At 68.9% G+C, this 14,410-nt stretch carries 14 protein-coding genes; 7 read left to right on the top strand and 7 right to left on the bottom strand.

Annotated features, from left to right (window positions below):
* Positions 1–285: 285 nt before the first annotated feature.
* The 5 genes from ACFONC_RS15415 to hutU all read right to left on the bottom strand — a co-directional run bounded on the left by ACFONC_RS15415 (position 286) and on the right by hutU (position 3,409).
* Complete coding sequence (locus tag ACFONC_RS15415) at positions 286–684, bottom strand: hypothetical protein (protein WP_386745571.1); 399 nt, start codon at positions 682–684, stop codon at positions 286–288.
* Positions 620–790, bottom strand: coding sequence for an SEC-C metal-binding domain-containing protein (locus ACFONC_RS15410; protein ID WP_386745569.1), 171 nt, complete (start codon positions 788–790; stop codon positions 620–622). Before ACFONC_RS15410 ends, ACFONC_RS15415 begins: the two co-directional genes overlap by 65 nt.
* A 352-nt stretch (positions 791–1,142) precedes the next feature.
* Positions 1,143–1,433: a type II toxin-antitoxin system RelE family toxin gene (locus ACFONC_RS15405; protein ID WP_386745567.1), complete on the bottom strand. Its 291-nt coding sequence runs from the start codon at positions 1,431–1,433 to the stop codon at positions 1,143–1,145.
* Positions 1,423–1,668 (bottom strand): type II toxin-antitoxin system prevent-host-death family antitoxin, encoded by a 246-nt coding sequence (locus ACFONC_RS15400; RefSeq protein ID WP_344759182.1) that lies wholly within the window; start codon positions 1,666–1,668, stop codon positions 1,423–1,425. Before ACFONC_RS15400 ends, ACFONC_RS15405 begins: the two co-directional genes overlap by 11 nt.
* 64 nt (positions 1,669–1,732) lie before the next feature.
* Complete coding sequence (gene hutU, locus ACFONC_RS15395; RefSeq protein WP_386745565.1) at positions 1,733–3,409, bottom strand: urocanate hydratase; 1,677 nt, start codon at positions 3,407–3,409, stop codon at positions 1,733–1,735.
* 164 nt (positions 3,410–3,573) lie between these two features.
* Between hutU and ACFONC_RS15390 the strand changes: the two genes are divergently transcribed.
* The gene (locus tag ACFONC_RS15390) at positions 3,574–4,524 is read left to right on the top strand and encodes a hypothetical protein (RefSeq protein WP_386745563.1); all 951 of its coding nucleotides are present in this window, start codon (positions 3,574–3,576) and stop codon (positions 4,522–4,524) included.
* Between the two features lie 222 nt (positions 4,525–4,746).
* On the opposite strand, the gene ACFONC_RS15385 is transcribed toward ACFONC_RS15390, so the two are convergent.
* Positions 4,747–5,076 carry a hypothetical protein gene (locus ACFONC_RS15385; protein WP_386745562.1) on the bottom strand — a complete coding sequence of 110 codons (330 nt, stop codon included), beginning with the start codon at positions 5,074–5,076 and terminating at the stop codon, positions 4,747–4,749.
* A 165-nt stretch (positions 5,077–5,241) separates the two neighbouring features.
* On the opposite strand from ACFONC_RS15385, the gene ACFONC_RS15380 reads away from it, so the two are divergent.
* The 4 genes from ACFONC_RS15380 to ACFONC_RS15365 all read left to right on the top strand — a co-directional run bounded on the left by ACFONC_RS15380 (position 5,242) and on the right by ACFONC_RS15365 (position 9,864).
* Positions 5,242–6,522, top strand: a complete 1,281-nt coding sequence (locus tag ACFONC_RS15380) for an alkaline phosphatase family protein (RefSeq protein ID WP_386745560.1) — start codon at positions 5,242–5,244, stop codon at positions 6,520–6,522.
* A 219-nt stretch (positions 6,523–6,741) separates the two neighbouring features.
* The gene (locus ACFONC_RS15375; protein ID WP_386745559.1) at positions 6,742–8,346 is read left to right on the top strand and encodes an AlkA N-terminal domain-containing protein; all 1,605 of its coding nucleotides are present in this window, start codon (positions 6,742–6,744) and stop codon (positions 8,344–8,346) included.
* Entirely contained in the window at positions 8,343–8,849 is a 507-nt protein-coding gene (locus ACFONC_RS15370; protein WP_386745557.1) for a methylated-DNA--[protein]-cysteine S-methyltransferase, read from the top strand. Before ACFONC_RS15375 ends, ACFONC_RS15370 begins: the two co-directional genes overlap by 4 nt.
* A gap of 217 nt (positions 8,850–9,066) precedes the next feature.
* The gene (locus tag ACFONC_RS15365) at positions 9,067–9,864 is read left to right on the top strand and encodes an isocitrate lyase/PEP mutase family protein (RefSeq protein ID WP_386745555.1); all 798 of its coding nucleotides are present in this window, start codon (positions 9,067–9,069) and stop codon (positions 9,862–9,864) included.
* 343 nt (positions 9,865–10,207) lie between these two features.
* Here ACFONC_RS15365 and ACFONC_RS15360 read toward each other — a convergent pair whose 3' ends face one another.
* Entirely contained in the window at positions 10,208–11,455 is a 1,248-nt protein-coding gene (locus ACFONC_RS15360; protein WP_386745553.1) for a formimidoylglutamate deiminase, read from the bottom strand.
* 52 nt (positions 11,456–11,507) lie between these two features.
* Here ACFONC_RS15360 and hutI point away from each other — a divergent pair, with 52 nt between their 5' ends.
* Together hutI and ACFONC_RS15350 are read left to right on the top strand one after the other, a co-directional pair.
* On the top strand, positions 11,508–12,731 hold the full coding sequence (gene hutI / locus ACFONC_RS15355; protein WP_386745551.1) for an imidazolonepropionase: 1,224 nt from the start codon (positions 11,508–11,510) through the stop codon (positions 12,729–12,731).
* Between the two features lie 227 nt (positions 12,732–12,958).
* Complete coding sequence (locus ACFONC_RS15350) at positions 12,959–14,170, top strand: dipeptidase (protein WP_386745549.1); 1,212 nt, start codon at positions 12,959–12,961, stop codon at positions 14,168–14,170.
* Positions 14,171–14,410 lie beyond the last annotated feature (240 nt).

Here is a 14,410-nt window from a genome sequence, read left to right as displayed (position 1 = left end):
ATTCAGCACACCCGCTGAGTAGCGCCGAACATAGGATGGCGAAGAGAACTTTCATGAGGCCTAACTACTAATTCAGCCTCTCCCCGGAGGCGTTGCGCAGAGTATGCACCCGCACAGCAGAAACCTTCCAATAGGAAAATTTCTCTGGAATCAGCCTTTTAACAGGAGCCGAACATTCCACCGGTTCGAGACTGGCGCTATCGCTCCCAAGCGAAGATGTAATGCTTACGCCCCCGAACAGCAGGACGTAACAGAGGGGCGACTGGCCGACACAAGTGGCTTCCCCTACCCCATCGGCAGCTTCAACCCCTGCTCCTTCGCACAAGCCTTCGCAATCTCGTACCCCGCATCCGCATGCCGCATCACGCCGGTGCCCGGGTCGTTCCACAGCACGCGGGCGATGCGCCTGTCGGCGGCTTCGGTGCCGTCGCAGACGATCACGATGCCGCTGTGTTGCGAGTAGCCCATCCCCACGCCGCCGCCGTGGTGCAGGCTCACCCAGGTGGCGCCGCCGGCGACGTTGAGCATGGCGTTGAGCAGCGGCCAGTCGCTGACGGCGTCGCTGCCGTCCTGCATGACTTCGGTTTCGCGATTGGAAAGAAGATGTGAGCCAATGAAGTCATGGACGTCTGCAGGCGACGAAAAGGGCCACGCTCCAAGAGAGCGTGGCCCGGATGTGCTCAGCGATGGTAGTCATGACGGTTGACGCCATCAAAACCTGCCCTTGGCACGGCAGCAGCCCTTGAAACAACCTCCGCGAGCCGCATGGGCAAGGGTCGTTGCGGCCCAACTTCTCCGTGAGTTCCTTGTGCCCATGGACGACACGGCGACCCCTCTTGACCTGGGTTTCGGAGGGGAAGCCTCTGCGACGCTTGCTCGTTACCTCAAAAGGAAACCTGGTCGGAATTGATGTGTTTCATGACGGTTCTCCCATCTCGCCCGGATGCGGGCGGCGGGATTCTAACCCGCAGGATGGGTAGAGCCGAAGGCGGCATTCAACAGCGAAGCTGGTCAACCCATCACCCACCCGCCGCACCGGATGCAAACCAATCACGGGCTTGCACGGCGATGGGTTTCGCTACGCTCTACCCATCCTACGGGCTTAAGCCGCATGCAGCGCCGCGCGCACCGTCTTGGCGGATTCACTTGCGCGTGCGCTTCTCCGCGGCACGATAAACCAGCCCCTTGTCGCGCTTGCCGACGGCCACAACGGTGACGACGACCACCTTGTCGTCGACTTGATAGACGAGCCGGTAGCCGACGGTGCGCAGTTTGATCTTGTAGCAGTTCGGCAGGCCATGCAGGCGTGCCGCGGGGACATGCGGATTGTCGAGGCGCTCTCGCAGCTTGCCTTTCAGCTGATCGCGAATGCCGGGCGTGAGCTTGCGCCATTCCTTCAGCGCGGATTCCACGAACTCCAGGCTATAGCGCATCAAGCTCGACCTTGATCCGGCGTTCGTTGGCGCGCGAGCGCACGAGTTCGGCCAGTTCAAGGTCTTCCAGCCGATCCAGAAGACGCTTGTAGGTGGCTGCCGGCACCAGGTAGGCGCTTGGCTTGTTATGCACCAGGACGGCCACCGATTCGCCGTCGGCCGCCTCGATCACTGCGCTCGGATTGCGCTTGAGCTCGGTGATGCTGATGCTTGCGTCGGCGAGGATGGCTTCCATATTTCGTCTCCAAATTCAGGGCCAAATATGGCACAAAAAGGGGTCGCCATCAAGTGCCGGCCAGTCAAGCCATCGGCAGCTTGAGCCCCTGCTCCTTCGCACAAGCCTTCGCAATCTCATACCCCGCATCCGCATGCCGCATCACGCCGGTGCCGGGATCGTTCCACAGCACGCGGGCGATGCGCTTGTCGGCGGCTTCGGTGCCGTCGCAGACGATGACGATGCCGCTGTGCTGCGAGTAGCCCATCCCCACGCCGCCGCCGTGGTGCAGTGACACCCAGGTGGCGCCGCCGGCGACGTTGAGCATGGCGTTGAGCAGCGGCCAGTCGCTGACGGCGTCGCTGCCGTCCATCATCGCTTCGGTTTCGCGGTTGGGTGAAGCGACGGAGCCGCTGTCGAGATGGTCGCGGCCGATGACGACGGGGGCCTTCAGTTCGCCGTTGCGGACCATCTCGTTGAACGCGAGGCCCAGCTTGTGGCGCTGGCCCAGGCCGACCCAGCAGATGCGCGCGGGCAGGCCCTGGAACTCGATGCGCTCGCGGGCCATGTCGAGCCAGTTGTGCAGGTGCTTGTCGTCGGGGATCAGTTCCTTGACCTTGGCGTCGGTTTTGTAGATGTCCTCGGGGTCGCCGCTCAGCGCGACCCAGCGGAACGGGCCGATGCCCTTGCAGAACAGCGGGCGCACGTAGGCGGGAACGAAGCCGGGGAAGTCGAAGGCGTCCTTGCAGCCTTCGTCGAACGCCATCTGACGGATGTTGTTGCCGTAGTCGAAGGTGGGGATGCCCCGCTTTTCGAACGCGAGCATCGCCTCGACGTGCACGCGCATGGACTGCTTGGCGGCGTCGCGGACTTTCCCGGGATGCTGCTTCTGTTCGGTGAGCCATTGCTCGACGGTCCAGCCGATGGGCAGGTAGCCGTGCACGGGGTCGTGGGCGCTGGTCTGGTCGGTGACGGCGTCGGGGCGCACGCCGCGTTCGACCAGCTGCGGCAGGATTTCGGCGGCGTTGCCGAGCAGGGCGATGGATTTCGCTTCGCCGGCCGCGGTGTATTTCGCGATGCGGGCGAGCGCGTCGTCGAGGTCGCTGGCCTGTTCGTCGACGTAGCGTGTGCGCAAGCGCATGTCGATGCGCGACTGCTGGCATTCGATGTTGAGGCTGCAGGCGCCGGCCAGGCTCGCAGCCAGCGGCTGCGCGCCGCCCATGCCGCCCAGGCCGGCGGTGAGGATCCACTTGCCCTTCAGGTTGCCGCCGTAGTGCTGGCGGCCCATCTCGACGAAGGTTTCGTAGGTGCCCTGCACGATGCCCTGGCTGCCGATGTAGATCCAGCTGCCGGCGGTCATCTGGCCGTACATCATCAGGCCTTTTTTATCGAGCTCGTTGAAGTGCTCCCAGGTGGCCCAGTGCGGGACGAGGTTGGAGTTGGCGATCAGCACGCGCGGGACGTCGGCGTGGGTGGGGAAGATGCCGACGGGCTTGCCGGACTGCACGAGCAGGGTTTCGTCGTCGCCCAGTGTCTTGAGCGACTTGAGGATGGCGTCGTAGCAGTCCCAGTCGCGTGCGGCGCGGCCGATGCCGCCGTAGACGACGAGTTCGGCGGGGTTTTCGGCCACTTCGGCGTCGAGGTTGTTCTGGATCATCCGGAACGGGGCCTCGGTGAGCCAGGACTTACAGCTGAGTTCGCTGCCGCGCGGGGCGCGGATGCTGCGGGTGGCGTCGAGGCGGGACGGCTTGCGATCGGACATGGCGGGGACCTGCGGGTGCATGTTGGCGGGGATTATCGCATCGAGGCTGCGTGGGCCGGCGGTGGCGCGGCACCGCTGCGGGACCATGGTCATGGTGACCACGGTCACTGGCCGCGGCGGCTACGCGGCGGCAGGCTTGGGCTCCTCCCCACAAACGGACTTTGATGATGCGATCACTCGCATGGCTCGCGCTGCTGGCCACTTCCCCCGTGCTCGCCGCCGAGCCCGCCGCCACGCCGCAGCTGCCCCACACGCTGCCGGCGACGATGGAGCACCACCGGTTCTTCGTCGACGCGCAGGCGCCTGGCGGGAAGACCCTGCGGCTGTTCACCGATTCGGGCGGTGGCATGAACCTCACCACGCGCGGCGCGGACAAGCTCGGGCTGTCGTACGACAAGGACAACAACCTCGGCTCGGAGCACGAGCCCGTCTACGGCGTGACGACGTGGCCCACCTACGCGGGCCCATGGATCCCGCCGCCGAAGTCCGCCGACGTCAAGCTGGCGATCATGCCGGGGCCGGCGTGGATGCACGACGGCATGCTGGGTACGGCGTGGTTCGGCGACCGCACCTGGGAGTGGGACTACCGCGCCGGCACGCTGCGGCTGCTGCCCGACGGCGCGCTGCCGGAGGCCGAGCCGGCGCACGTGGTGCAGCTGGGCTTCCAGGCGGACGCCGACGGCAGGCACACCACGCACTTCCCGCGCATCCCGGCGCGGATCGATGGCGAGGACCTGCAGTTCCTGTTCGACACCGGGGCGACGTTCCGCCTCGACGAAGCGGCGGCGGCACGGCTGGGCGATGCGTCGGTGCGCCAGCGTGCGGGCAACTTCATCACCCGCGAAGTGATGCAGCGCTGGCGCGAGCGCCACCCGGACTGGCCTTACATCGAGAAGGGCGACGGCGGGATGGCGATGATCCAGGTGCCGGCGGTGGAGATCGCCGGTTACACCACCGGGCCTGCGTGGTTCTCGGAGCGGCCGGACCGGGCGTTCCACGAGTTCATGGCGCAGTGGATGGACATGCCGGTGGATGGGGCGTTGGGGGGCGAGACGTTCCGCGGCTTCCGGATCACGGTGGATTATCCGGGGGCGACGGCGGTGTTCGAGCGTTGATTCTTCCGGATGATGACCAGGCCAGCGGGGAAGTCGTGGGACCCGGTACTTCAGCGACCTGGAAGATCGCGGGCATGGGTTCCCGCCTTCGCGGGAATGACGATCAAGAGCAATTGGCGATCCAGGAGTGCAGTTGTTGATGAAGATCCTGTCCGCCGGAGCCGCTTCAATGAAAACGCCCGGGCATGCCCGGGCGTTGTGTTGCAGCGACGCGGAGCCAGGTCAATGGATCGCGGGGTCCAGCATCTGCAGCGCCTGCTTCACGTCCGTGGCGCCGGTGCGTTCGATGTCCTCGCGGTCGTAGGCGCGACCGAAGGCGTTGGCGCACTTGTCGCCGGCCTTGCCAGCGCGGCGGGCCTTCGCGTTCTCGCTGGTAGTGATGCGCGAGCCGGTGTGGCGCAGGCAGTTGCGGTCGCTGACCGAGGCATCGCTGGCTTCGGTGCCGACCGCGGCGGCGCCCGGTTCGAGGCTCTGTTCGACCTCGGTGGGTTGCTGCGCGCCGGCAACGGATGCGAAACCGGCAGCGGCGAGGATGATCATCAAGCGTTTCATGGCACACCTCCGTGGGGTCGGGGTCGTTCGGGGTGTCGTGCACCCCTGCATCCACGACCATACGCCGCTCGTCGCGAACCGGCGCTGTGCGAGCCAGCGTGGTTTAGGCCCGCGTCAGGCACGGCGGCGCGCGAGGATGTCATGCGCTGCCCGTATCATGGCCCGATGACACGATTCCGCGACCACCCCACTCCCGCCCTGCTCCGCCGCCCGTTCGGGCTTCGCTTGCCTCTCCTGTTGCTGGTGCTGCTGTCGCTGGCCGCGTGCGTCTCGACGCCACCGGCCGCCCAGGCGCCTGACCCGCTGGTGCTGGTGTCGATCGACGGCTTCCGCGCCGACTACCTGGATGCCGGCCTCGTACCGAACCTGTCGCGCATCGCCGCCGAAGGCGTCCACGCGCAGTGGATGAATCCCTCGTATCCCTCGCTCACCTTCCCCAACCACTACAGCATCGTCACCGGCCTGCGTCCGGACCACCACGGCATCGTCCACAACACGATGCGCGACGCGGAACTGGGCGGGTTCAGGCTGTCCAACCGCGAGGCCGTGGGCGACGGGCGCTGGTGGGGCGGCGAGCCGATCTGGATCACCGCACAGAAGGCCGGGATGCGCAGCGCGACGATGTTCTGGCCCGGCAGCGAGGCGGCGATCGGCGGCGTGCGGCCGTCGCAGTGGCGGCCGTTCGACAAGCACGTCACCGCCGATCAGCGCGTGGACCAGGTGCTGGCGTGGCTGGACGAACCTGCGGCGACGCGGCCGCGGATCGTGACGCTGTATTTCGACATGGTCGATTCGGCCGCGCACGGCCATGGCCCGGATTCGCCGCAGGCACACGCTGCGCTGGCCGAGGTGGACGCGGCGATCGGCCGCCTGCGCGCCGGGCTGGCGGAACGCGGGCTGCTGGACCGCACCAACCTGGTGATCGTGTCCGACCACGGCATGGCGACGGTGGCGCCGGGACATGCCGTCGCCATCGAGGACATGGTGTCGCGGGACGAGGCGACGGTGGTATCGATCGGCCAGTCGGTCGGCATCGCGCCCAATCCGGGCTTCGAGGCGGCGGTGGAGGCGACATTGCTCGGCGCGCACGAGCATTACGACTGCTGGCGCAAGGGCGAACTGCCCGCGCGCTGGCATTACGGCACCCACCCGCGCATCCCGCCGATCGTGTGCCAGATGCACGAGGGCTGGGATGCGCTGCCGCGCGAGTACATCACCGGGCGGCCTGGCCATGCGCGTGGTTCGCATGGCTACGATCCGGCGTTGCCCTCGATGCGGGCGCTGTTCGTGGCGCGCGGGCCGGCGTTCCGGCAGGGCGTGGAGATTCCCGCGTTCGACAACGTCGACGTGTATCCGCTGCTGGCGCGGCTGCTGGGCATCGCGCCGGCGCCGAATGACGGCGACATCGCGCCGCTGTTGCCGGCGCTGCGCGATTCCGGACCGTAGGTCGGGGTTACATCCCCGACGCGCTCTTGGTCTGAGGGGATATCCCCGGCAACCGGAGATCAAGAGCCGTCGGGCGCGTAGGCCCGACCTACGTCCGTAGCGGGAGCGCCGTAGGTCGGGCCTACGTGCCCGACATGCACTTGATCCTGCATTCCCGCCGCAGCATCAATGTCCGAATCCGGCGAGTCCACGCGCCGGCGCGGTGCTAGCCTGCATCGCATGCCTTCCCCCGAATCCACCGCCCTGCCGCCGCGCCGGATCTGCGAGCAGGCACGCCTGAGCCGCGATCCGCGCTTCGACGGGCTGTTCTTCATCGCCGTGACCAGCACGCGCATCTACTGCCGGCCGGTGTGCCCGGTGCATCCGCCCAAGCCGTCCAACATCACCTACTACCGCACCGCCGCGGCGGCGGAAACGGCGGGCTTCCGGCCGTGCCTGCGCTGCCGGCCGGAGTTGTCGCCAACCGATGGCACGTGGCGGCGCGGCGACGCGGCGGTTGCGCGCGCGCTCAAGCTGATCGACCAGGGCGCGCTGGCCGGGCAATCGGTGTCGGCACTGGCGGGTCGCGTCAACATCGGCGAGCGGCAGCTGCGGCGACTGTTCGTCGAACGCCTCGGCGCCTCGCCGGCCAGCGTGCACGGCACGCGACGTTTACTGTTCGCCAAGCAGTTGCTGACCGAGACGTCGCTGCCGATCACCGGCGTCGCGCTGGCCGCCGGTTTCGGCAGCCTGCGCCGGTTCAACGCGACGTTCAAGGAGGCCTACCGGATGGCGCCGCGCGACCTGCGCCGCCGGCCGGCGACGGCGCGCCGGGCGCACGCCGGCGAACACCTGACGCTGCGCCTGGGCTACCGCCCGCCCTACGACTTCGAATCGATGCTCGGCTTCCTGCGCGGTCGCGCGCTGCCGGGCGTGGAGCACGTCGGCGACGACAGCTATGCGCGCGTGATCGCCGGCGATGGCGCGGGTGCGCCGCCTGGCTGGCTGCGTGTCAGCCGGTGGCCCGACGGCGAGCATGCGCTGAAGCTGGAGCTGCACGCGCCGCTGGCGTCGCGGCTGCTCGACATCGTTGGCCGGCTGCGGCGGATGTTCGACCTCGATGCCGATCCGCGCGCGGTCGCCGATGCGCTGTCCTCCGATCCGCGCCTGAAGCCGCTGCTGCGCAAGCGGCCAGGGCTGCGGCTGCCGAGTGGCTGGGACGGGTTCGAGATCGCGGTGCGGGCGATCCTCGGCCAGCAGGTCAGCGTGGCTGCGGCGCGCACGTTCGCCGCGCGGGTGGCAACGCGATTCGGCGAGCCGCTGCCGGCCGAGCACGCGGCGCACGGGCTGGCGCACCTGTTCCCCACGCCCGCCGCGCTGGCCGACGCGGACCTTGCCAGCATCGGCATCACCCGCACGCGGGCGCAGACGATTCGCACGATCGCCAGGGCGCTGCTCGACGGCGACGTCGACTTCCGCGTCGAGCGCACGCTCGACGATTTCGTCGCGCGCTGGACCGCCCTGCCCGGCATCGGCCCGTGGACGGCGCACTACATCGCGCTGCGCGCGCTCGGGCATCCGGACGCGTTTCCCGCCGACGACCTGGTGCTGCAGAAGGCGGTGCCGCTGGACGGGTCGCGCATGACCGCGAAGGCGCTGACCGCGCGCGCGGAAGCGTGGCGGCCGTGGCGCGGCTACGCGACGCTGCAGCTGTGGCGCGAGGCCATGGCGGCGCCCGCCGCGACCACTGCGAAGCGCGCGGTTCGCAAGCGCGATGATGTTTCGTCCGCCGCATCCAGGCATGCACCGATGCGAAACGACGGTGCGCGGAGGACGAACCCGTGAACCTCGTTTCCAAACACGTCCCGAGCCCGGTCGGGCCGCTGTTGCTGGGCGCGGACGACGAATTCCTGCGCCTGATCTGGTTCAGCACGCCGCGCCATCCGCTGCCGCGCAGCGTGGCGCTGGTGCAGGGCGACAACGCGGTGCTGCGCGAGACCGGCACGCAGCTGGAGGCGTACTTCAACGGCGCGCTGCGGGCCTTCGACCTGCCGCTGCGGCCGGTCGGCACGGCCTTCCAGCGCGAGGTGTGGTCGACGCTGGCGGAGATTCCCTTCGGGCAGACCTGGAGCTACGGCGACGTCGCGCGGCGCATCGGCAAGCCTCAGGCGGTGCGCGCCGTGGGCGCGGCGAACGGACGCAACCCGATCCCGATCGTGCTGCCCTGCCACCGCGTGATCGGCGCCGACGGCTCGCTGACCGGCTTCGGCGGTGGGCTGCCGGCCAAGCAGTACCTGCTGGCGCTGGAGGGTGCGCTGCCAGCTGGTGATCTGTTCGGAGCCGCCTGATGACACCCCCATGCTCTCGCAGGTCGTGAGCTTCTGCCCTGGCCCCTCCCCCTGCGAAGGCAGGGGGAGGCTGGGAGGGGGTGCCCACGGTTCGCACTGATCCGAAAGACACCCCTCCCCAGCCCTCCCCTGCCTTCGCAGGAGAGGGGGCAAAGGCTCGCGGCTTCCGCCGCTCCTGCAAAAGCAACAGATGGTCGCCATCACAACGGAGCCCGCAATGACACTCTCACCCCACGCCCAGTTCGTCGCCCTGCACGACACCGATGTGCCACTGCTGCTGCCCAACGCCTGGGACGCGGCCAGCGCGCGCCTCTGGCAGGAAGCCGGTGCAACCGCCATCGCCACCACGAGCGCCGCTGTCGCGTGGGCACTTGGTTACGCCGACGGCGGAAAGCTGCCGCGCGAAGAGTTGCTGGCTTCATTGCGCGGCATGCTGCGCGTGGTCTCGGTCCCGGTGACGGTGGATATCGAGGATGGCTACAGCGACGATCCGCGCGCCGTGGCGGAGCTGGCGCGGGCGATCGCCGGTGCCGGCGCGGTCGGCGTGAACATCGAAGACGGTGGCAGTGCTCCGACGCTGCTGGTCGACAAGATCCGCGCGATCCGTGAAGCAGAAGGCGCAGCGCCGCTGTTCGTCAACGCGCGCACCGACGTGTACCTGCGCGGACTGGCCAGCGGCGACGAGGCGGTGGCGATGGCGATCGAACGACTCGTGGCCTACCGCGATGCCGGCGCCGACGGCGGCTTCGTGCCCGGACTAGCGTCGGCGGAAGACGCGGCGAAGATCGTCGCCGCCGTGCCAGGCCTGGCGATCAACGTGATGGCGATGCCGGGACTGGCATCGCTCGACGCGCTGGCGCAGGCCGGCGTGCGGCGGATCAGCGCGGGACCGGCGTTCTTCAGGCATGCCTACGGCACCGCGGAAGTGTCGGTGAAGGCGTGGCTGGACGGAGACTTCGCGCCGTCGTTCGCCAACGGCCTCGACTACGCGCGCATGAACGCAATGTTCCTGTAGGTCGCGGCCACGCTTTGAAGCCCTCCCCTTCAAGGGGGTGAGGACGGCCCGTTTGCGCGGCACTGCCGCGCGGGCCGGCCGAACGACCGGCGCGCTGCGCCGGGCCGGACGGGTTGGGTGGGGGTGGGTTTCCCCAACGCCGCCACAAACCGAAAGCCGTCGGGGGCGTAGCCCCGACCTACGCCTTGAAACCCTCTCCTTCAAGGGAAGGGTTTGGGTGGGATGGGTTTCCACACGGCCGCGACGAAGATCAAAAGCCGTCGGGGGCGTAGCCCCGACCTACGTCAGGTCGAAGTCGGACGTGGAGCGGCAAACCAAAAGCCGTCGGGGGCGTAGCCCCGACCTACGCCAGGACTTCGATGGCCTTGCGATAGCGCATTGCAATCGCGTCGCGGTCGCGGTGGTGCCCGTCGATGACCACGCGGTCGCCGCCGACCACCACTTCGCGCACCAGGTTGCGGTTGCCGCTGAAGATCCAGCGGTCGGCGATGTCTTCGTCGGTGGCTCCGGCAAGGCTGGGCGCCGCGGCATCGAGCATGACGTGGTCGTCGACGTCGTCGAAACCGGTCGACCGTGCGCGGCTTGCGGCCACGCCCTGCAGCAGTGTTTCGCCGACGCTGGTCGAGCCGGCGCCCACGGCGATGTTGCGATGGTGGGTCACCAGCCGCTGGCCGTACTCCAGCCAGCGCAGCTCCTCGACTGGCGATACCGAGATGTGCGAGTCCGAACCGATGCCCCAGGCGCCGCGAGCGTCGAGGTAGGCGCGCAGCGGGAACAGGCCGTCGCCGAGGTTGGCTTCGGTGGTCGGGCAGACCGCAACGGTCGCGCCGCTTCCGGCGATACCGCGCGTTTCTTCCGGCGTCAGGTGGGTGGCGTGCACCAGCGTCCAGCGTTCATCGACGGCGGCGTTGGCCAGCAGCCATTCCACCGGCCGAGCGCCGCGGATCGCGAGGCAATCCTGTACTTCACCGATCTGCTCGGCGATGTGGACGTGCATGCGCGCATCGCCGGGCAGCGCCGCGATGACGTCGTGCATTGCATCGGCCGGCACCGCGCGCAGGCTGTGCAGGGCGCAGCCGACGCGCAGGCGTTCGTCCTGCCGTGCGTGCAGCGATTCGAACAGGCGCAGGTAGCCGTCGAGGTCGTGGCCGAAGCGCTTCTGCCGCTCGCCCAACGCACGGCCGTCGAAGCCGCCGGTCATGTACAGCACCGGCAGCAAAGTCAGGCGGATGCCGGTGTCGCGCGCGGCGGCGACCAGCGCCCGCGACATCGCCGCCGGATCGTCGTACGGCCGGCCGTCGGGCGCGTGGTGCAGGTAGTGGAACTCGCACACGCTGGTGTAGCCGGCCTCGAGCATCTCGACGTAGAGCTGCGCGGCCACCGCGTGCAGGGTGTCGGGATCGAAGCGTGCGGCGAAGCGGTACATCGTCTCGCGCCAGGTCCAGAACGAGTCTTCCGGATTGGTCTGGCGCTCGGCCATGCCGGCCATCGCGCGCTGGAAGGCGTGCGAATGCAGGTTGGCGATGCCGGGGGCGCGCCAGCCTTCCGGCGTGCGCTCGATCGTGGCGGAGGCGGCAACTGGCGTCGACATGCCGTCATTCTCCCCCGCCCGCGGGCGAAACGCGACCGCTACAATCGGGCACATGAACAAGCCAGTGCATGCTGCAGGAGATGGCCTGGTCACGGGCGCGACGCTGGTCACGCTCGACGGCGACGCCGGTTACGGCCTGGTCGAGGACGGCGCGCTTGCATGGCGCGACGGCATCATCCGTTTCGCCGGCCCGCGCTCCGAACTTCCCGCCGAGCTTGCCGGTGACGCGATCGACGCCGGTGGCGACTGCATCACGCCGGGGCTGGTCGACTGCCACACCCACGCGGTATTCGCCGGCGACCGCGCGGGCGAGTTCGAGCAGCGCCTGCAGGGCGCCGACTACGAACAGATCGCGCGCGCCGGTGGCGGCATCGTATCCACCGTGCGCCATACCCGCGCCGCCAGCGAGGACGATCTGCTGGCGCAGTCGCTGCAGCGCGCGCGCGCGCTGCTCGCCGACGGCGTGACCACGCTGGAGATCAAGTCCGGCTATGGCCTGGACTTCGACAACGAACGCAAGATGCTGCGCGTCGCACGCCAGGTCGGCGACGAGCTCGGCATCCAGGTCCGCACCACGTTCCTCGGCGCGCACGCGCTGCCGCCGGAGTTCGCCGGCAACGCGGAGGGCTACATCGACGCGGTCGTCGACTGGCTGCCGCGCCTGCACGCCGAGGGTTTGGTCGACGCGGTGGACGCGTTCTGCGAGCGGATCGGCTTCACCCTGGCGCAGACGCGACGGGTGTTCGAGGCCGCACGCGCGCTGGGGCTGCCGGTGAAGCTGCACGCCGACCAGCTCAGCGACGGCGAGGGCGCCGCGCTGGTGGCCGAGTTCGGAGGGCTGTCGGCCGACCACGTCGAACACACTTCGGTCGCCGGCGTCGCCGCGATGGCCGAGGCCGGCACGGTGGCGGTGCTGCTGCCCGGCGCCTTCCACGTACTGCGCGAAACGCAGCTGCCGCCGCTGCGCGAATTCCGCGCGCGGCACGTGCCGATGGCGGTGGCAACCGACTGCAACCCCGGCACCTCGCCGCTGCTGTCGCTGCGCCAGGCGATGCAGCTGGCCTGCACCCATTTCCGGCTGACGCCCGAAGAAGCGCTGCGCGGCGCGACCGTCAACGGCGCGCGTGCGCTCGGCCTCGAAGACCGCGGCGCGCTGCGCGCCGGCCTGCGCGCCGATTTCGTGCGCTGGCGCGTGCGGCAGCCGGCGGAGCTGTGCTACTGGCTCGGCGGGCGGCTGGCCGAAGGGGTGTACGCTGGCGGCCGGCGGGTTGCCTGAGCACCGCGTCACCTGCCTTGCTCCTCCCCCTGCGAAGGCAGGGGGAGGTTGGGAGGGGGTGGTCACGGGTCGCGCTGATCCGAAAGACACCCCTCCCCAGCCCTCCCCTGCCGTCGCAGGGGAGGGAGCAAAGCTCGCGGCTGAAGCCGCTCCTGCAGAAGCATCCGCAACATCACTCCGCGGAACCGATCCAACCCGCGGATTCCCCGTCCAACCCGGAGGCCACAATGCATCGCACCCTTCCCGTCCTGCTGCTCGCCCTTGTCCCCGCGCTCGCATCCGCGCAGGCCACCGATGCCTCCCGCGCGCTGGCGCAGGACGCGGTCATCGTCGACACCCACATCGACGCGCCCGGCATGCTGATGGACGGCTGGATGGATCTGGGCGAAGAAGCGGAGGGCCGCGAGTTCGACTACCCGAAGGCGCACGCCGGCGGACTGGACGTCGCCTTCATGTCGATCTACACCTCGCCGAAGCAGGACGAGGACGATAGCGCGTGGCAGGTGGCCAACGAGATGATCGACTCGGTCGAGGCCCTGGCGCAGCGCCACCCGGACAAGTTCGCGCTGCTGCTTTCGCCGAAGGATGTCGACAGCCTGCGCAAGGGCGACCGCGTGCTGCTGCCGCTGGGCATGGAGAATGGCGCGCCGATCGGCGACGACCTGTCCAACGTGCAGTTCTTCTTCGACCGCGGCGTGCGCTACATCACCCTCGCCCACAGCGCCGCCAACGCCATCGCCGATTCCTCGTACGCGATCGAGCGCAAGTGGCACGGCCTGAGCCCGTTCGGCAAGCAGGTGGTGGCCGAGATGAACCGGCTCGGCATCATGGTCGACGTTTCCCACCTGTCCGACGAGTCCGCGGCCGCGGCGATCGAGCTGAGCACGGTGCCGGTGATCGCCAGCCACTCGGCGTTCCGCCACTTCACCCCGGACTTCGAGCGCAACATCAGCGACGAGCTGGCCAAGGCGATCGCCGACGGCGGCGGCGTGGTGCAGATCCCGTTCGGCACCGCGTTCGTCAACCCGGAATCCGCGGCCGACACGCAGGCGCACTTCCGCGCGATCAACGACTTCAACAAGCGCAACGCGGAACTGAAGGCAGCCGGCAAGCCGCTCGAAAGCAGGGCTGCCTTCAACAAGGCATGGGAGGAAGCGCACCCGCCGCGGCAGACGCGGATCGACGCGGTGCTCGACCAGGTCGATTATGCGGTGAAGCTGATCGGCATCGACCACGTGGGCATCGGCTCGGATTTCGACGGCGTGGGCGGCGAGCTTCCCGACGAGCTGCGCACGGTGGCCGATTTCCCGAACTTCGTCGCCGGCCTGCAGGCGCGCGGCTACAAGGACGAGGACATCCGCAAGATCCTCGGCGGCAACCTGCTGCGGACCTGGGCGGCGATCGAGGCTGGTGCTGGCGGAGCCGCTGCGGCCCCCTGAAGTTCTGCTCCTCCCCCTGCGACGGCAGGGGGAGGTTGGGAGGGGGTGTCCACGGTTCGCGATGATCCCAACGGCACCCCTCCCCAACCCTCCCCAACCCTCCCCTGCCGTCGCAGGGGAGGGAGCAAAGGCCGGGGTTTCCGCCGCCCTGCGGAAGCTCTCTCGAGTTAAAGAAAAGGGGCTGACCTAGATAAGCCTCAGATGCCTACCCACGATCGCAGCGTAGCAAGCTGCTGACGC

Origin of the sequence: Luteimonas soli (genome assembly GCF_042648865.1) — a bacterium.
In the GTDB taxonomy this organism is placed as follows: domain Bacteria; phylum Pseudomonadota; class Gammaproteobacteria; order Xanthomonadales; family Xanthomonadaceae; genus Luteimonas; species Luteimonas soli.
The sequence above is the reverse complement of the archived record's forward strand: the minus strand, read 5'-3'. Positions and strand labels throughout refer to the sequence as shown.